Source organism: Burkholderia guangdongensis (assembly GCF_013403875.1).
GTDB classification, from domain to species: domain Bacteria; phylum Pseudomonadota; class Gammaproteobacteria; order Burkholderiales; family Burkholderiaceae; genus Burkholderia; species Burkholderia guangdongensis.
Genome location: NZ_JACBNX010000018.1, coordinates 29,748 through 46,286 on the forward strand (window position 1 = coordinate 29,748; position 16,539 = coordinate 46,286).

Below are 16,539 nucleotides of genomic sequence, written 5' to 3' on the forward strand. Positions count from 1 at the left end.
AAGGACGCAGACGGGACGAGCCGCCTGGATGAACACGACATAATGCACCGATAGTCACTCTCACTAGTGCCGGTTTCGCTGATACCATGCTTCCAACGACTAACAATACGGGGATACGCATGGCGCTTTATGAGATCACGGGGGAAAGCCTCAAACCAGTTGCTCAGAAGACGTTCACCGAATTGGGATGGCGGGAGCGACAGGACATTCAGCGAGCCGTTCGCACGCACATCGCGGCCATTACGCCGGGCGTCAAAACGATGGTGCTGGCCGAAGAATTCGGTGATTGGGTCGGCGCGAATAGACGAATCGACCTCCTATGCCTCGACGAGCAGGCTCAGCTTGTTGTCGTAGAGCTCAAGCGCGAGGATGGCGCGCACATGGAACTGCAAGCTCTGCGATATGCCGCGATGGTTTCGACTATGCGGTTCGATCAAGCTGTAGAAGCGCATCGCAAGTATCTGCAATCGGTCGGCTCGACGGAGGACCCAGAACAGGCGATTCGGGAATTCCTTGAGCAAGAAGAAGGGCCAGTGGCTTTGTCGGAAACCGTTCGAATCGTGCTCGCGGCATCGGACTTCCCGCAAGAACTAACAACGGCCGTGCTGTGGCTTAACAAGCAAGGTCTGGACCTCCGATGCGTGCAGATGCGGCCGCACCAGATTGACGATCGCGTCTTGATCGATATCCAGCAAGTCATCCCGCTCCCGGAGGCCGAGCAATACCAAGTTGCGGTCCGTGAGAAATCGATGGAGCAGGCCGCTGCGCGCGCGCAAGAGCGCGACATGACGCGCTATGACCTATCCATCGGGGATGCCACGCTTACGAATCTGCCCAAGCGCCGCCTGATCTATGAGATCGTTTCCGAAGCAATTCGACGCGGCGTGACCATCAGCCAAATCGTTGATGCGGTCCCCTGGAAGGGCAACATCTTCCTTTCGGCTGATGGCGACCTGAATGAACAAGAGCTACAAGCAGCGTTCGCGGGGAAGCGTCTGCGCAACTACACCTCAGACGATGATTTATTTCATGCCGATGGCAGAACGTATGCTTTCACTACTCAATGGGGATCTCAGACGCTTCGTGCAATCGGCAACGTAATCGAACTAATACCGGGTGCAGACAATATTAGCTATGTACCGACAACTGCGGTTGTTGACGAAGTGCCGCACGGGGAGTACGTGATTCGTCAGCGTGAGAGCGGAGCTATTGAGGTCGAGCATCAAGGGGTGCTCGTGCAGCCGGTTAAGCCAGTATTGCGCGATCTGGCACAGCAATTAAACGTCCAGCTGCAGAACGGAAATGGGAACGAGTTGAACACTCGGCAGTTGGGAGCGCAGGTGATTAGCGCTGTAAGGGCGCTTTGAGACGGCAGATGGCCGCGACTAGTGCCTGGGCGATTGGGGCCGGTACTGCCTATTGTGGGCAGTCCACGCCAATCCCGACGTGCGTTTGAGGATCGGCGGGACGCATGCAGGACGCGCGATGGTGTTGCGTGCGTGCGACGGGACGACGGAAGAGGCGTGGACTGCGCACGGATTCGGCCGCGCGGTGTGTAAATCGGTGTTCTGCTGGCTTCGGACGGGCGGGCCTGTAGGTCGATATGGGGCGACTTCCGCAGCCAGCGCCTAGCCTCGTCCACTGCCGATGCTCAGAAGCGACATCAAGAACGCGAATCCATCCCACGCACGACGCTCTTGCTCTTCCTTCCGCTGACGCTTGCGTTCGGCGTCTTCAACCGGGTCTCGCTGCGCTGCGCGATGGGTCGATAGATCAAAGAGCGGATCGCGCGTGCCTGTGTCGAAGTGCGTTGCCTTGGGCCGCATGACATGTTCCGGGCGGCGCGCATCGGTCGGCTGGGCGGCAATGTCCTTGGTCCTCGCCATCGAGCGCGCGTGCGCATCGGGTGCCGGGATCGACTGCTGTAGCATCTCATCGCCGGTACGTTGCGGCTGATGTGCGGTCGACTCTTCCGTGCGCCAACGCTGCGCCGGTCTCGCTGCTGCCACGTCCGAATTGTTGGCGAAGAACGTGCCGGACTCTTCCTTCGCCTGCTGGCCTTCGATCTTCACTACTGCCTCAACCGCTTTGGCAATTTGAGCGGTACGTTTCGATAACAGGCTCATTGCTCATTCTCCTTTGGAACTTCAGGCTCAGGCCATCTGTGGGTGAACTCTTCGCCGCGCAGCCATGCGAACACTTTGCGCAACGCCGATAGGTCATCTTCGCTCAGGCTCGCGGCCCACGCCGCCCATCCTCGCCAGCCTTTGGACCACGCACAAAAGATCGCGTGATCTTCGCGGGATACGAAGTCGCCTTGGTCATCGGCAATCGCGTCATAGACCTCGTGTGACTCGTCGCGCACAAGGCTCCTGTATATAAAGCGGATGACCCAGCCGCCCCAGGACTTGCGCGCGTTGCGTAGTTGATCGAACCAATATGCGCTCGCTCCGTTTGTATCTTGATAGATTTGGCTGTGCTCATCCGACGGATGGTTGGCGTAGAGCAGTGTCCAGCCGGTCGGGTCGAATTCGTTGGCCGGGTTGCCGGGGCGCATACGCTCGTCTGTCGACAACATTTCCTCGCTGCCGTGACAGGCGTAGAACATCGACAGCGTGCGCTGGCCGCGCGGTATCGAGTCCACTGCGGCCCGGTTCGCGACGCGCCGACCGTGAGCATTCAGCAAGCGCTGATAGGTCTCGCTGTCGATCATCAATGGACCTTGGCGACAGGTGCAGCGGACGGCGTCATCTTCAGCAGATCGTCGAGCGTCATGCCGGCCTTCGTCTTGCCGTTCTCATCGATGACGGTCACGCCATAGATGACGTTGAGCTCCTTGGCCGCTGCGATGCGGTCGGACCTTTTCGCTGATTCGTCCGTGGCGATGGACGCGAGCACGCGTGCGCTGATCTCTGCATTCCAAATCGAGTGGTCTTTGAGCGCTTCGATGGCGTGCGGAAGTCCGTTCACGTATGCATCTGACGTTTCGATCAGGTCGATGTACACGTGCGGGTTCATCGACATACTGTAGTCAGCGCCGAATGCGCCGGACAGAGCCGCGATGCTCGATCTGCCGATGGCCTTGAGCCTGATGTAACGGTTGAGTGCCGTGCCGTGGCAGCGCTGGATTACGTCGTTTGCGAAGGTGTCTGCGATTGCCGCTGCCATGATCGTTGCTCTTCAATGTCTGTCTCGCGCGTAGGGTAGTGGCTGCTAGTGTCGTGGTCTACTGGCGGTCGTGGCGGGCCGGGTGGATTTCGGTACGGCGAAGCTCTCGCAACGGCTCCTGCGGTGTTCTCGTTGGTCGGCGGGGCCGATTCGGGCGGTACGTCGGACTGGGTGCAGGAGGGCTTGCCGCTGGCCGTTTCGGGCGTCGAGGCCGACCGCGCGTCTCGTATGCGTCTCGGCGCGCGGATGACGCACGACGGGCGTGGATGCGACTGCCTGAAGAGGGCGGGGTGCGTTGGCCTCGCCGCTGCGTGCGCCGTTCGGTTTCGGGCGACGGGCCTAGCCGCGCTGCCGTGTGGCGTGCTCAGGGCGTGGGTGCTGACTGCGCAAGATTGTGGTTCTGGCCGCGAGGTGCGGTGGTCCCTCGGTGAGGCTCCACGCTAGTGGGCAACGGGCTGGCCGCATGGACAGAGCCGCACGCAGTGCTGATGCTAGAGCCGCGTATCCTTCGCCAGATCGACCACGGTTGCGCGTACGCCCGCTGACGGGCGTGCTGTTGAACGCTTGGCATTCATGACAGCGCAACCTCCACCATGCGCGGCGTGACCTTCGTGCCGGCCCGGCGCTCGTATTCGAGCGCCGCGTACCGGCGGCAGTCGGCGTCGGCGATACCACTCGGGTAAAGCGTCCGAATCTGCTTGTATTGCGCGAGCAGGTCGATAGACAAATTGGCCCGAGTCACCGAGCCGCGCAGACAGCGGCAAGCCAGCAGGTGGTCGAGCTGTTCGAGCTGTTCCGCCGAAATGGCGCGCAGCCATTCCGCCGACGCAATGCCGTCGAGATCGATTGCGTCGATCCGGCGATCGATTTCGTCGGACAGCTCCACGGGTCGCCCCCTCGTACCATTGGCGGGCCAGTGACAGCAGCTCAGAACGCAGCGCTGCGGCCCTCTCGGGTGCGAGGGTACGTGAAATTAACGACTGGCTTGGCATCGAGGTCGTCCGGTTCAGTGATTATCAGATGCCGAAAGGGGGGCGGTTTCTAATGCGAGGGCCGACCCGGTGTCCGCACTGGGCCGGCGCTGGTGATTCGATCCGAGGGTTGTCGATAGCAGCTACAGGCGATCCGGCAGCGTGTATTCAGCGTCGAGCACCGGCATTTGCAGCAACTTCGCCTTGTACTCGAAGAGCTGCTGGTCCGGCACGTCGAAGCGCCGCAGCCAATCATCGCTTTCGGACGTTGTGGCGAAATATGGGGCTGCAGAGCCTGTCTGACCGACTTGCAATTGCCAAACGCTCGGGACACGCACCGATTTCAAGGCGGCGTTCAGGATCACGTAGCTAGCCGGTGGGACCGGCGGGCCGTTCTCGTCGTCATGGGCTGGCGAACCCGATTCGGGACGTCGGCCGGCCTGGATCACGACACCGCTGTTCAGATCGTAGAGCGCGAACCAGTCGGGCGGGAGCTCGTTTCTCAGCGTATCCAATCCGCCGGCTTTTTCGAGCAGTTCCTTGTTCAGCGCAGTCAACCAGCCGACAGTCTTGATGCCATTGCGAAGCCGCGCGGCATGCAGCAGCGGTTCCCCGACGTCGAGCGCGATCATCTGCTTGGCGAGCTGGTATTCCGTCGGCACGTTCGCAGCGGTCGTCGCGAGACTGAGATTGACTGCGTAGCCTGCGTATCCACTGGCCGCGTTGAGCCGGCGGGCGAAGTCGACGAACAGCTTTTGAAACGTCGCGGGATTCTCTGCGACGTACAGCAGCGAGGTGGAAAACGTCAGCGTGTTCAAGCCGGCATGTGGGCGCTCTTCACGCCAGCGCTGCTGACCGAACACCTGAAAATGCCAGAAGCCCGCGTCGGCTGCGGTGTCGCCGGATGTCACATAGGCGGTCAAGGCCACCTTGTCGGAGTATGCCGTGAATAGGTCCGCAGGCAGTTTGCCGCTCTTGAGTTTGACCGGTTGCTTGCCGTCCTGCCAAAGCCATTTCAACTCGTCCTTGGCGACAGCACGATATTGCTCATAGCATTGAGCAATGGCGTCGCGAACGGCGGGATCGGCTGCATTGCGAAAGAAGAGCGCACCACGGACGACGACAGCCGCGCCCACATAATCGTGCTTGGCGGTTGGTTCCAGCGCTCCCCCAGGAATCAATGCTTCATGCTGGTGAGCCTTGGCGTATTCGATGAATGCCTTGTCGGTCATGTCGGTCAATGAACTGGGAAAGGTACTGGAGGAGGCAAGCCCGCACCGGGCTGAGGGCCTGCACCCGTCTGGTTGAGCAGTGTCCTCACCTGTTTTCCGATCGAGGAAAACGCGTCGCGCAGTGCATCGGCCGTCGGACTTGATGACTCGTCAGCATTGTCGTCATCGGGACACCCACAACTGGCAGGATCCAGCTCTGCGACTGTTGCGTTCGGGCCCGCGATTTCCTGATAGTCGGCCATCTGCTCGACGTTGCGTTTGTCTGGTGGAAATTTCATATCAACCACACTCGCCAGATTATCCTGCGTCGGCGGTTGCGTAGGATCCTTGACGATCACGACGTCGGGGCGCCGAATCCAGCCGACGCCAGGAACATAGCCTTCTCCATAGTTGGCTTTAATCCAGGCCGGGATAAATCCGTGCGGTTCGAGCGGATTTCTCGACGACATGATCGGCGCCGGCGGATATTCGTTCATGTTGTAGCTGACCTCGGGCTTGTAGATGCTGTCGCCCTTGGCGTCGAGCGCGCTGAGCTTCGTCGCCACACACGCCTGCTTTAGCCGAGCACCCACGATGCTGATATTCGGTCCCTTTTTGCATTGGCAGAGGGCCGCACACAGCACTTTTTTGTCTTGTGGATCGAGATCGCCGCCGAGATGGACTTTGGTCGTTGTCCCGTCACTCGACATTCCACCGGGGACATCACGGCTCATTCGGGCTCCTCCCGGCTGAAGATGAGAGATGCGGGCGAGTCTGCGTGGTGCCACTGCGTGTACCCATCGACGTCCGTTGTGCCACTGATGGTCCGGCCTTCGGGTGTCCGCAAGCTGTATGGCGTGTTCGCCGCGGGCCTGCCGTCCGCTCCGACAACCTGGAAGCGTCCACGGTAGCGCTCCGTGGTGTCGTCCGTCTCGTGTCTGGCCGACGTGGACGAGCGGCCTGCACCGACTGGAACGTTTGCAAAGGCATTGCCCTGGCTGGCTATCAGTGTTGCGCCGCAGGCAGTTCTGTCTCCCTCGAACGCCGCGTGCCGTCCATCGAAGTTCATCCCCGGATTCTTGCTGGTGACTATTGGAAAGATGCCCCTGCATTTCGGGCACGTCACCATCGTGCCAACGAACGCAATCGGCCGACCGTCGATAACGGTGATCGCTCCGGAAGACAGGACGGTGCCGCCATGATCCGTGTGATCGCCTTCTCGAATGAATGAGAACGACATAGTTTCCCCGTAGTGGAACACCGGTCATCACTCTACATCATTCGTCGGACGTAACGGGTTTGTGCGGGGTTCGTGGAACTGTCGCAAGCGAGGAGCTGGCCGACGGGCAGACGGGCCGTGTGACGCTGTCTGGACGTTCGGTGGGCGTCGTGCCCTCGGACAGGAAGGGGGACGTCAACGACGGCCCCGAGCGCGCTGTCGTACCCGCTCAGCACCGACATGTCGTTCTCGTTCAAGACGTACGTGCACTCAACGGGCATAAGAAGTCCTCGGAAGTCGCTCTCAGGTAGTTTTCGTTGTGTCCCGCCGATGGTCATTGTCCGTGGCGCGGCGATAGTGTTGCACGATCATCCACCGAATATTTGCGTCAGAGCAAGGATGTCGGCGCAGGAGGCAACGCAGCCACATACAAACGAACATGCCCCGCCAATTCGGCGGGGCATGTCGGTTACTCGCTGATCTCGACCTTCAATTTGGCTTGCCGGCGATGTCGATCGTTGATGATCTGGTGGCGGCGGTGGTCTGTCATCTTCTTCCACAACCGGGCTTCCTCGAGCGTGCGCAGGCAGCCGACGCAATAGCCGGACTTTCCATCGAACGAACACACGTCGATGCACGGCGATTTGACGGCCATCGCTCACCTCGCCGTGTTGGCCGGCGTCACCTCGACGGTGATATGCGACAGCTCTTTGAAGCGCCGGAGAATCGCATGGTAAAAGCGCGAGTCCCGGCTGGATTGCATGGTCGCCACCGAAACGACCGCACTCATGTGGCCCGGACCGAGGCGCCAGATATGCAGGTCGACAACCCGGTCGCCGCATCCTTCGATGGCTTGACGGACACGCTCGGACGCGCGCTTGTCGGGATTCATGTCGAGCAGCACCCCGCTCGTATCGCGCATCAGCCCGAACGACCAGTTCGCGATAACCAGCGCGCCGATCACGCCGGCCAGCGGGTCCATCCAGAGCCAGCCGAACGCGCGCGCGAGCACGAGGCCGATGATCGCAAGCACGGAAACGGCCGCGTCCGCGATGACATGGATATAGGCCGATCGAATGTTATTGTCCCGCGCCGTGGCGTCATGCGAGCCGTGGTGATCATGGTGATGCTCGACGAACTCGACTTCGCGCTCTTCGCCCTGGAGGCGAATCAGCGCCTTGAATTCGTGCGGCTCCGGAATCTCCTCGCTCGACTCCAGATAGCCGCCGCGATCGACCATCGTGAACGCCTGCCGCGTGCCATCCGGGCGCACCGTCGTAATCAGGACCGGTGCGTCGCCGAACTTGGAGCCGTCTGTCGCAGGCGTGATACGAAACACCGGCGGCACGTTGTCCTCGAATACCGACACGTCGAAGGCGCCCGCGCGCACGAAAACTTTTTTCGGCTCGTCGTCGTGGCCGTGTTCGTCGTCGTGATCGTCGTGACCGTGGCCATGATGGCCGCCGTGGCTGTGACCGTGACTGTGTCCGTGATGGTCGCCGCTGAGGAGCCAGACACTGGCGAGGTTCACGAGCAGACCCGCGACGGCGATCGGGATCGCTTCGCCGAAATGGATCGGCACTGGTGCAAGAAAGCGCGAAATGGCCTCATAGCCGATCAGCAGCGCAATCATCGCGAGGACGATCGCGCTGGTGAATCCCGCGAGGTCGCCGAGCTTGCCGGTGCCGAACACAAAACGGGGATCGCTCGCATGCTTGCGCGCGTACGTATAGGCCATCGCCGCAATCAGCATCGCGCCCGCGTGTGTCGACATGTGCAGCCCGTCGGCGACGAGCGCCAGCGACCCGAACACACTCCCGCCGACGATTTCCGCGACCATCATCGCGCTGCAGAGCGCAATCACCGCCCACGTCCGGCGCTCGTTTTCCTCGTGCGCCGCGCCCAAAAAGATGTGGTCGTGCCCGGCCCCGAACGCGGCATCGTTGAAATTGCTCATCGTGTTCCCCTACTTGAAGTAGCTATGCACTACTTCGATCAATTGCTCTGTCGCACTGCCTTGCGTGTCGTCATCGTGCTGATCCGCATCGACCAGATGTGTGCGGATGTGGTCTTCCAGGACAACGGCCAGCAGGCCGTTCATCGCACCACGGCAGCTCGTAATCTGCTGCAGCACCTCGTTGCAACCGCGCTCGTCCTCGAGCGCGCGCTCGATCGCCTCTATCTGTCCCTTGATGCGGCGGACCCGGTTGAGCAACTTTTGCTTCTCTCGTACGGTGTGGCTCATAGCGCTCTCCATATACCGTAGGGGAGTATAGCTAAAGATCGATGACAGTATAGGGGGTAGGGGTATTTGCGGCAGCCAGACTATCGCTCACTTCGCGGCAGCGGCGTGCGCCCACACGCATCGCGAGTACAGTGACAATACAGTTTGGGTGAGCTTGGGCGGCCTTGATCGATCTTGGTTAGCCTTGGTTTCGCCCGAGCGGGGTTGCTCAGGCACTTAATTTAACCGGACGGGACGCGATAGGCTGCTGCGCACTTCCACGCTTCACGTGGAGTTGATGTTCTTTATCTGCTCTCTGGCGAACGTAATGGCGCGGCCCATGCTGTGGATGAGAAAGCGTTCGTGATACCGCGCTGAACAAACGGATGCGATCATTCAGGGGCACCGTGGGAATGAACCGATCTACTCGTCGACCAAATAGAAAACGGAACTGCCGTGACCCGAAGAAACTTCATTACCACTGACATGGAACGACGCCGCCGCTTGATGTATCAGTGGTGCTTGAACATGCTGCAAGGCTTGGTGTGCATCGCGATCGGGGCTTATTGCGTATACAACGCGTTCATCGCATTCACAGCACACCCGACGCTTTGGGTAACGCGGTTTCACGATATTCCTCTCGATTACCGGGAACATCCCGGCAGATATCTATTTTCGGCGACGATCACGGGACTAGGAGGAATCGGTATGTTCTTGTGGGGAGGGCTGCGTCTACTCAAAGGGGGCTTTGAACGCCCTTGGTAGCCCGTGTTCCTTTGACGGACCATTGGGGCCGAAGTGTGACCACGCAAACATATTCGCAAAGACCGCGGCGACATCCGTCGCACATCGCACATGCGCGCGAACAGGTACCGCAACCCCGGCCGCGCGCGTGACCCATCAGTTCTTGTCGTACGAGAACTGGATGCCGGCCGTGCCGCCGGTTTCGATGAACAGGTTGATGAATGCCGGGACGGTTTCGCTGCGCGCCCAGTCGCGCTGCAACTCGCAGAACAGTTGGGCGACGCTGATCATCTTGCCGCCTGCCTGTTCGATACGGCGCAACGCGGCTTCGTGCGCAGCGACTGACGTGCCGCCAACCGCATCGACGACCACATAGACCTCGTAGCCGGCCTTCAGCGCATCGAGCGCCGGGAACGTCAGGCAGGCTTCCGTCCAGAGTGCCGTCATGATCAGCTTCTTGCGACCCGTAGCCTCGACGGCCTTGCGGAATTCGACGTCTTCCCACGAGTTGATGCTCGTGCGATCGTACGTCGGATAGTCGCCAAGCGCGGAGCGCAGTTGCGGGATGGGTGGCTTGTTCAGCCCCGTCTTCACGTTGACCGTCGAATGAACGATCGGCAGCTTGTAGGCGACTGCGGCCTTGGCGGCGCCCACAATGTTGTTGACCAGCAGTTGGCGATCCATCGACGCGATCGAATTCACCTGAACCGGTTGGTAATCGATGACGATGAATGCCGCGTTCTGCGGGGTGAGCAGATGATCGTTCGCGGGGTCGCGAATGGGTTCGCTTGCCATGGTTGTCTCCAGAAACAGTGCAGGAAGTGGGGGGGATCCCGGGATCGATGCGTGGCGCATCGGCTCTGCACGCACCTTCAATCCTATGCGGGCCACAAACCGGTTTGAAGCCCCGAAAAATGCCGACAGTGTCCTATGGGAGGAACAACGACGATCGCTGGCATCCTGCTTTAAGATGCGTTGATTGTTCTGCCAAAGGAACAGTAATGGACGACCTGAACGACATCTTCTACTTCGTGAAAGTGGTCGAAAATCACGGTTTCACGCAGGCCGGCCGGGCGCTCAACATGCCCAAGTCCAAGCTTAGTCGCCGCGTCGCCGAACTCGAAGCAAGATACGGCGTTCGCCTGCTCAACCGCTCCACGCGGCACTTCTCGGTCACGGAGACAGGACAAGAGTTCTACGAGCGCTGCATCGCGGTGCTCGTGGAAGCCGATGCGGCCCGCGAGGTCATGGAGCGCAGGGTGTCGGAACCCCAGGGCACTGTGCGTATGAGTTGCCCTACGACGCTGCTCGAATACCGCATCGGAGGTCTCGTGGCTGACTTCATGATGCAATATCCGAAGGTGCGGATCCTTCTCGATGCAACCAATCGCCGGGTCGATGTCCTCGGCGAAGGGCTCGATCTCGCGCTGCGCGTGCGTTTCCCCCCGCTCGAAGACAGCGGACTCGTCATGCGTGTGCTCTCCGCCAGTCCGCAACGCCTCGTTGCCGCTCCGGCGCTCCTGAAACAGCACGCCAGGATTGCGCATCCGGCGGATCTCGCCGGCATGCCCAGCATCGATTGGGGACCGCAGCGCGATCACGCCTGGGCTCTGGTGGGCCCTGACGGAGCCGAGGCGCGCTTGCCTCACGCGCCGCGCTACATCACCGACGATATGACCGTGCTTCGCCAGGCCGCCCTGAAAGGCGTGGGCGTCGTGCAGATGCCGTGCATGGTTGTCGAAAACGAGCTCGAAAAAGGCACGCTGGTCGATGTGGTGCCAGGCTGGACGCCCAAGGGCGGGCTCGTTCATGCCGTCTTTCCGTCACGCAGAGGCCTGCTGCCGGCCGTGCGGCTCCTGATCGATTACCTCGCCACGCACATTCAGAAGGATGAATGAGCGTTTTGCGCGCGATATCCGGCTTCAGCCGTGTGCTTCGATTGCGCGTTCTTCGATTGTTCCTTTGACAGGACACTCTGTGCGGCTGCGCGATCTACCGCGGCCGCCAGCCCATTTCTATGTATGTGCGGGACCCTTGGGGCTCGTTCTGGGAATACTCGGCCGATATCGACTACGTCGGAGCGGGCACCGAGTGGCCCGGCGGCAACCATCCGCCTGAAGACTCCCTGTATCTGTGGGGGCCTGACGTGCCAGCGTATTTCTTCGAGAACGCCGAAACTTGAAAGGCTTGAAACTTGACGTGCACTAAGCGATCGCCGCCTGGCGGGAGTCCAATTGTTTGGTGTGGGTGGTACCCGCAAGGCAGTGGGCGGTTTTGACGTCTTATCTGGCGCGGCACGCGCTTACATCATGCCGTGCGATTTGGCGTAATCCCGCAGCGCTTCGTTCATGCGCGTTTGCCATCCATCGCCCTGAGATTTGTACGCTGTCACGATATCGGGATCGATTCGCAGTTTCAGCGGTACTTTCGGATTTGCCGATTTCGGTCGGCCGCGCGGCTTGAGCAACTTCTCGGCTGTCTCCTTGCCGAACAACTCGGGCAACACGTCTTTTGCTGGTCGCGCGCGCGCGAAGTCGGTTCCCGTCCAGACCGGATTGTCGTCGGCCGGCTCATTCACTTTTCGCTTGCTCATATCGTTTCACCTCGCGGGGATTGGCTTTGCGCAGACATGATGACCATGTCAATTATTGTACCCCCGATAAATAGTGGTTACAATGAATATTTGTGCCCCCAAAAAATACATGACCGCGCCGGCATTGGCTCTGTCATAGAGCAACAATCGTACGAATTCACGCGGGAGGGCCGCGCACTGAGCAATCAGGCGCGGCCCCTTTTCCGTCTGGCGATGGCGTGGATGAAGCCGCCGCGGCGACTCGGTGCTTGCAGGGTCTTAGGGAGATGAGGTGAAGTGCGCGGGGTGATGCGGCTGTCGTGTGGTCAAGTTTGCGCCCTCGTATACGGCTAGGTCGACCACCGGCCAAGCAACGACAACCGTCAACCTCTCTTAGAACGTATACGTCACCTTCCCAAACGCAGCCCGCCCGACCGAGTTATACCCATACGCGGTCATATACCGCCGATCGAACAGATTTGACAGCGACGCGGACACCGCGAGATGCGCATTGATCTTGTACGACGCCCGCAGGCTCACCGTCGTGTACGAAGGCAGATAAGTCGTATTGAACTGATCGTCGAACGTCGACCCGCCATACAGCACCGATACCCCCGTGCTCAGCGCATGCAGATGCAGCTCGTCCCACGTGTGGTCGACGCTCAGGCTGACGTTTTGACGCGGACGTCGGTTCAGCCACGTCTGGTTCGTCACGTCCTGCGGATTCAGAATCCCGATCGCGAGACTGACCGGCGTCGAGCGCCCGAGCGTGCCCTTGTACGACAGGTCGATCCCCTGGATGTGCGCCCGGCCGACGTTCACCGGCAGATACGTCGCGGCGTCGTAGCTGATCAGGTTGTTGACCCGCGTGTCGTAGACGGCCGCCGAGAATGTGCCGAACGACGTCGTCGCGTCGAGCGCCGCCTCGACCGTGTCGCTGCGCTCCGGCTGCAGGTCCGGATTCGCGTAGCCCGGATAGTACAGATCGTTGAACGTCGGCAGCCGGAACGCGTTGCCGTACGACACGCGCGCGGTGTACACCGGCGTGATCGCCCACGCGAGCGCGGCGTTGCCGGTGTTCACCGCCTGCCCGGACACGATCTCGTGGCGCCCGGCCAGGAACATCGTCACCGCGCCGAGCGTCGTCGACTGATGGACCGACACCGCGGAATCGTTGCGCGCCGGCACGCCGCTCGGAATGTCGATCGGCAGGTACGCCTGCTCGCGGGTGAAGTCGTATGCGAGCTTCGTCTCACCCGACAGCGGCAGGTCGAACAGCTTGTACCCGCGTTCCTGATGGGTCAGCGACGTCGACGTGCTGAAGCGCGTCGAGTCGATCTCGTCGGTCGGAAGGGTCGGATCGGCCGAGTACACGAACTGGCGGTCGGTCGCATAGCCGATCGACTGGTCGAACTGCGTGTCCGGCGTGACGTCCAGATGGAACGCGACGCCCGTCGTCAGCTGGTGATCGAGCTGCCAGTCGTTGCCGCCCGCGTTGTCGTACGACAGATTCGACCGGTGATACAGCGCGAACGTCGAGATCGACCAGTTGCCGTGCGCGTAGCCGAGCCGCGCGTCGACGTCCTGCGCGTGGTACGGATTGCGGCCGTCCTCGTGACCGTACGCGTACGGCTGCGTCGCGTCGATGCCGGCGGTGTTGTAGTCGTGCAGCCCGAGCGAATAGGTGAGCCCGCCGAGCGCGGACAGCGGCCCCGTCGACGGGATCGTGCCCGACGTGCGGATCTGCGTGTCGAACGTCTTGTTCGAGCCGCCGCCGGTGGAGATCGTCGTCTGGTTCGGCAGGTTCGCCGCGCGGCGCGTGAAGAGCTGCACGACGCCGCCCATCGCATCCGCGCCGAACGACGCCGCGGCGGGGCCGGAAATCACCTCGACGCGGTCGAACGCGGCCGTCGGCAGGTCGGCCCATTCGGCGATGCCGGTCGTCACCGAGCCCACGCGGATGCCGTCGACGAAGACGGCGACCTGGCTCGCCGACGAGCCGCGGATGCTGACCGACGCGTTCGAGCCGGGGCCGCCGTTCTGCCAGACGGTCACGCCGGGCAGGGTCGCGAGCGCCTGCGTGATGCTGGGATCGCTTGGCGACAGCCGGTCGAGATCGTCGCGCGTGAGAACCTGGGTCGTCGCGTAGCGCTGGTCGAACGATTCGGGCAGATGCTGCGTATCGCCAACCACGACGATCGCGGGCAGCACGGCGTCGTCCGACGGCTGGCCGGACGGCGAGGGCGACGCGTCGCCGGCCGCGTGGGCGGTCTGCGACAGAAGGGCCGTCGCGGCGGACGTGACGATGAAATGACGCAAATTCATGGGGAAATCCGTTGTTATCGGCGCTGCACGCGCAGCGGCCGCGAAAATGCGTGGACGCCGGCGACGCGGCGACGCAATGCTCCCAGTGCGGAAGCGATTTCCGGAACGGTAGACACGTGACAGATCCTGAGGTCGGGCTGTCCCTGCAACGGGCGACCGCGTGACGCGGCGCGGCACATCGGGACACCCCGCCCGGTGCGGCTGCATGGACCTCGGTCGATGGCAGGTCTCCTGGCTCGCGGGTCGGTGTCCGTGGCCGACCTTCCCGGTTTCCCAGTGGTCACGATTGGCACGGACTCGCCGCTTACAGTTGCGGGGGCAGCCGCAGACTCGAAGCGCGGGCGCTTCTACTGCGTTCCCTTTTGATCCCGGTGGCGGGAACCATCAGCGCGGGAGGGTACCAGAGTCGGGCCGGGCCGCGTCAAGCTTTCGCGTGATCAAGCGAGGTCGTCGAGCGCGCCGGCGTTCTCGTACAGCTTGAGCAGCATCGAGCGCAGCGCCTTGACGTCGCTCGCGGTGAAGCCGGCGAGGGCCACCGACTCGTGCCGTTTCGCGACGGGGACGATGCGCAGCGCGAGTGCTTCGCCCTTGTCGGTCAGCACGACCCGGATCGACCGACCATCGGTCGCGCTCCTTTCGCGGCGCACCAGTTCCTGATCCTCGAGCCGGTCGATGATCCGGGACAGCGCGGACAAATCCGACGACGCATGCAGCGACAGCTCGGACAGCGTCTGGCCCGGCACGTACAGCAGCGACGCACAGACGCGCCACTCGCTGAGGTTCAGGCCGAACGGCTTGAGTGCCTTCGAGAACGCGTTGCCCATCCGGCTCATCGCACGAACCATCAGGAAGGGAATCGCCTTTTCCAGTTCTTCGGGTCGCTTGGGAGTGTTCACGGTGTGATCGAGGTCGAGGGTTTACGAGCGTGTAGATGCTTGAAAAATCAATTATACTCCGCCTCACAATGCTTGAAAAATCAAGTAAATGGGCGTCCGGACGAGCCCGTGTGATACACGTCGCCTCCCTTGTGCGAGCAGGGCGGCGCGTCGAACTGGAGCAGATCGATGAGAAACAAGATTGCGCTTGAAGAGCACTTTGCGATTGACCTCACCATCGAGCAATCGAGAGCCTATGCGCCGCCCGTCTTCTGGGAGAGGCTGAAGTCCAATCTGATGGACCTCGAGCAGCAGCGGCTCGAGCGGATGGAGCAGGGTGGCGTCGAGTACGCGATCCAGTCGCTGAACTCGCCCGGCATTCAGGGCATTCCGGATGCGAAGGAAGCGATTTACGTCGCGAAGCGGGCCAACGACGTGCTCGCCGAGCATGTGGCCCGTCACCCGACGCGCCTGGGCGGCTTCGCCGCGCTGCCGATGCAGGATCCGGACGCCGCGGCACGCGAGCTGGAGCGCTGCGTCAATGAGCTGGGCTTTCACGGCTTCATGGTGAACGGCTTCTCGCAGGTCGGCGATGCCGAAACCGTCGCGTATTACGACGCGCCGCGGTACGCGGATTTCTGGGCGAGCGCGGCGGCGCTCGGCAAGCCGTTCTACATGCATCCGCGCGATCCGTTGCCGTCCCGCGAGCCGATCTATGACGGTTTTCCGTGGCTCGGCGCGGCGACCTGGGCGTTCGCGGTCGAGACGAGCATTCACGCGCTGCGCCTGATGACGTCGGGCCTGTTCGATCGAAATCCGGGACTGCAGATGATTCTCGGCCACCTCGGCGAAGGGATTCCGTTCAACATCTGGCGCGTCGACCACATTCTCGAGAAGGCGCCGCGCGGGCTGCCCTGCCAGCGCACCGTCGGCGAATACCTGCGGGAAAACGTCCACGTGACGACGAGCGGGAATTTCCGGACGCAGACGCTGCTGTCCACGATGCTGGAAATGGGCAGCGACAGAATCATGTACTCGGTCGATTACCCGTTCGAAACGCATGACGAGGCGGCGCAGTGGTTCGACGCGTGTTCGATCAGCGAAACGGACCGCGTGAAGATCGGGCGCGACAACGCACGGCGCCTGTTCGGGCTCGAATGACGGCGAACGGGAGAACGTGATGGCAGCGACCGAATTGGCGCCGGAATCCGTGTGGCGCGACAGGATCTA

Annotated in this window: 17 protein-coding genes, 1 pseudogene and 1 riboswitch; of the genes and pseudogenes, 4 read left to right on the forward strand and 14 right to left on the reverse strand. The window is 61.7% G+C overall.

From position 1 onward, the window contains the following. Positions 1-119 precede the first annotated feature (119 nt). Positions 120-1,367, forward strand: a complete 1,248-nt coding sequence (locus HZI36_RS18375; RefSeq protein WP_179404089.1) for a PDDEXK family nuclease — start codon at positions 120-122, stop codon at positions 1,365-1,367. Between the two features lie 261 nt (positions 1,368-1,628). Here HZI36_RS18375 and HZI36_RS18380 read toward each other — a convergent pair whose 3' ends face one another. From HZI36_RS18380 to HZI36_RS18430, 11 genes are all read right to left on the reverse strand, one after another. Continuing rightward, positions 1,629-2,126, reverse strand: a complete 498-nt coding sequence (locus tag HZI36_RS18380) for a hypothetical protein (protein ID WP_179404090.1) — start codon at positions 2,124-2,126, stop codon at positions 1,629-1,631. Continuing rightward, positions 2,123-2,713 (reverse strand): hypothetical protein, encoded by a 591-nt coding sequence (locus HZI36_RS18385; protein WP_179404091.1) that lies wholly within the window; start codon positions 2,711-2,713, stop codon positions 2,123-2,125. Before HZI36_RS18385 ends, HZI36_RS18380 begins: the two co-directional genes overlap by 4 nt. Then, entirely contained in the window at positions 2,713-3,168 is a 456-nt protein-coding gene (locus HZI36_RS18390) for a hypothetical protein (RefSeq protein WP_179404092.1), read from the reverse strand. The genes HZI36_RS18385 and HZI36_RS18390 overlap by 1 nt, the downstream gene beginning before the upstream one ends. 571 nt (positions 3,169-3,739) lie before the next feature. Then, positions 3,740-4,054: a hypothetical protein gene (locus HZI36_RS18395; RefSeq protein ID WP_179404093.1), complete on the reverse strand. Its 315-nt coding sequence runs from the start codon at positions 4,052-4,054 to the stop codon at positions 3,740-3,742. A 228-nt stretch (positions 4,055-4,282) separates the two neighbouring features. Further along, on the reverse strand, positions 4,283-5,371 hold the full coding sequence (locus HZI36_RS18400) for a type VI immunity family protein (protein ID WP_179404094.1): 1,089 nt from the start codon (positions 5,369-5,371) through the stop codon (positions 4,283-4,285). A 5-nt stretch (positions 5,372-5,376) separates the two neighbouring features. Continuing rightward, on the reverse strand, positions 5,377-6,084 hold the full coding sequence (locus tag HZI36_RS18405; protein ID WP_179404095.1) for a VRR-NUC domain-containing protein: 708 nt from the start codon (positions 6,082-6,084) through the stop codon (positions 5,377-5,379). Next, positions 6,081-6,590, reverse strand: coding sequence for a PAAR domain-containing protein (locus tag HZI36_RS18410; RefSeq protein WP_179404096.1), 510 nt, complete (start codon positions 6,588-6,590; stop codon positions 6,081-6,083). The genes HZI36_RS18405 and HZI36_RS18410 overlap by 4 nt, the downstream gene beginning before the upstream one ends. Positions 6,591-7,038: 448 nt before the next feature. Next, positions 7,039-7,224 carry a DUF1289 domain-containing protein gene (locus HZI36_RS18415; protein ID WP_179404097.1) on the reverse strand — a complete coding sequence of 62 codons (186 nt, stop codon included), beginning with the start codon at positions 7,222-7,224 and terminating at the stop codon, positions 7,039-7,041. 3 nt (positions 7,225-7,227) lie between these two features. After that, positions 7,228-8,526 carry a CDF family Co(II)/Ni(II) efflux transporter DmeF gene (gene dmeF / locus HZI36_RS18420; RefSeq protein ID WP_179404098.1) on the reverse strand — a complete coding sequence of 433 codons (1,299 nt, stop codon included), beginning with the start codon at positions 8,524-8,526 and terminating at the stop codon, positions 7,228-7,230. Positions 8,527-8,535: 9 nt separating this feature from the next. Then, a complete protein-coding gene (locus tag HZI36_RS18425; RefSeq protein ID WP_179404099.1) occupies positions 8,536-8,814 on the reverse strand; it encodes a metal/formaldehyde-sensitive transcriptional repressor in 279 nt (92 codons plus the stop codon). Positions 8,815-9,693: 879 nt separating this feature from the next. After that, positions 9,694-10,332: a hydrolase gene (locus HZI36_RS18430; RefSeq protein ID WP_179404154.1), complete on the reverse strand. Its 639-nt coding sequence runs from the start codon at positions 10,330-10,332 to the stop codon at positions 9,694-9,696. Between the two features lie 206 nt (positions 10,333-10,538). On the opposite strand from HZI36_RS18430, the gene HZI36_RS18435 reads away from it, so the two are divergent. Together HZI36_RS18435 and HZI36_RS27040 are read left to right on the forward strand one after the other, a co-directional pair. Next, the gene (locus HZI36_RS18435; protein ID WP_179404100.1) at positions 10,539-11,435 is read left to right on the forward strand and encodes a LysR substrate-binding domain-containing protein; all 897 of its coding nucleotides are present in this window, start codon (positions 10,539-10,541) and stop codon (positions 11,433-11,435) included. 122 nt (positions 11,436-11,557) lie between these two features. Next, positions 11,558-11,719 (forward strand): annotated as a pseudogene (locus tag HZI36_RS27040) (VOC family protein); the annotation flags it as partial. Positions 11,720-11,839: 120 nt separating this feature from the next. Here the strand turns inward: HZI36_RS27040 and HZI36_RS18440 are convergent. The 3 genes from HZI36_RS18440 to HZI36_RS18450 form a co-directional block, all read right to left on the reverse strand. Continuing rightward, positions 11,840-12,130: a BrnA antitoxin family protein gene (locus HZI36_RS18440; RefSeq protein WP_179404101.1), complete on the reverse strand. Its 291-nt coding sequence runs from the start codon at positions 12,128-12,130 to the stop codon at positions 11,840-11,842. A gap of 372 nt (positions 12,131-12,502) precedes the next feature. Further along, positions 12,503-14,434 (reverse strand): TonB-dependent receptor domain-containing protein, encoded by a 1,932-nt coding sequence (locus HZI36_RS18445; protein WP_179404102.1) that lies wholly within the window; start codon positions 14,432-14,434, stop codon positions 12,503-12,505. 204 nt (positions 14,435-14,638) lie between these two features. Further along, a riboswitch (cobalamin riboswitch) is annotated at positions 14,639-14,835 on the reverse strand. Between the two features lie 36 nt (positions 14,836-14,871). After that, positions 14,872-15,330, reverse strand: coding sequence for a MarR family winged helix-turn-helix transcriptional regulator (locus HZI36_RS18450; RefSeq protein ID WP_343050275.1), 459 nt, complete (start codon positions 15,328-15,330; stop codon positions 14,872-14,874). 168 nt (positions 15,331-15,498) lie between these two features. Between HZI36_RS18450 and HZI36_RS18455 the strand changes: the two genes are divergently transcribed. Beyond that, on the forward strand, positions 15,499-16,470 hold the full coding sequence (locus HZI36_RS18455) for an amidohydrolase family protein (protein WP_179404103.1): 972 nt from the start codon (positions 15,499-15,501) through the stop codon (positions 16,468-16,470). The last annotated feature ends 69 nt before the right edge of the window (positions 16,471-16,539 follow it).

Coding starts and splice junctions, on each gene's coding strand:
- HZI36_RS18385 (WP_179404091.1), bottom strand. CDS start 2,713: ATGATCGACAGCGAGACCTATCAGCGCTTGCTGAATGCTCACGGTCGG.
- HZI36_RS18430 (WP_179404154.1), bottom strand. CDS start 10,332: ATGGCAAGCGAACCCATTCGCGACCCCGCGAACGATCATCTGCTCACC.
- HZI36_RS18425 (WP_179404099.1), bottom strand. CDS start 8,814: ATGAGCCACACCGTACGAGAGAAGCAAAAGTTGCTCAACCGGGTCCGC.
- HZI36_RS18380 (WP_179404090.1), bottom strand. CDS start 2,126: ATGAGCCTGTTATCGAAACGTACCGCTCAAATTGCCAAAGCGGTTGAG.
- HZI36_RS18440 (WP_179404101.1), bottom strand. CDS start 12,130: ATGAGCAAGCGAAAAGTGAATGAGCCGGCCGACGACAATCCGGTCTGG.
- HZI36_RS18455 (WP_179404103.1), top strand. CDS start 15,499: ATGAGAAACAAGATTGCGCTTGAAGAGCACTTTGCGATTGACCTCACC.
- HZI36_RS18375 (WP_179404089.1), top strand. CDS start 120: ATGGCGCTTTATGAGATCACGGGGGAAAGCCTCAAACCAGTTGCTCAG.
- HZI36_RS18445 (WP_179404102.1), bottom strand. CDS start 14,434: ATGAATTTGCGTCATTTCATCGTCACGTCCGCCGCGACGGCCCTTCTG.
- dmeF (WP_179404098.1), bottom strand. CDS start 8,526: ATGAGCAATTTCAACGATGCCGCGTTCGGGGCCGGGCACGACCACATC.
- HZI36_RS18400 (WP_179404094.1), bottom strand. CDS start 5,371: ATGACCGACAAGGCATTCATCGAATACGCCAAGGCTCACCAGCATGAA.
- HZI36_RS18435 (WP_179404100.1), top strand. CDS start 10,539: ATGGACGACCTGAACGACATCTTCTACTTCGTGAAAGTGGTCGAAAAT.
- HZI36_RS18390 (WP_179404092.1), bottom strand. CDS start 3,168: ATGGCAGCGGCAATCGCAGACACCTTCGCAAACGACGTAATCCAGCGC.
- HZI36_RS18415 (WP_179404097.1), bottom strand. CDS start 7,224: ATGGCCGTCAAATCGCCGTGCATCGACGTGTGTTCGTTCGATGGAAAG.
- HZI36_RS18405 (WP_179404095.1), bottom strand. CDS start 6,084: ATGAGCCGTGATGTCCCCGGTGGAATGTCGAGTGACGGGACAACGACC.
- HZI36_RS18410 (WP_179404096.1), bottom strand. CDS start 6,590: ATGTCGTTCTCATTCATTCGAGAAGGCGATCACACGGATCATGGCGGC.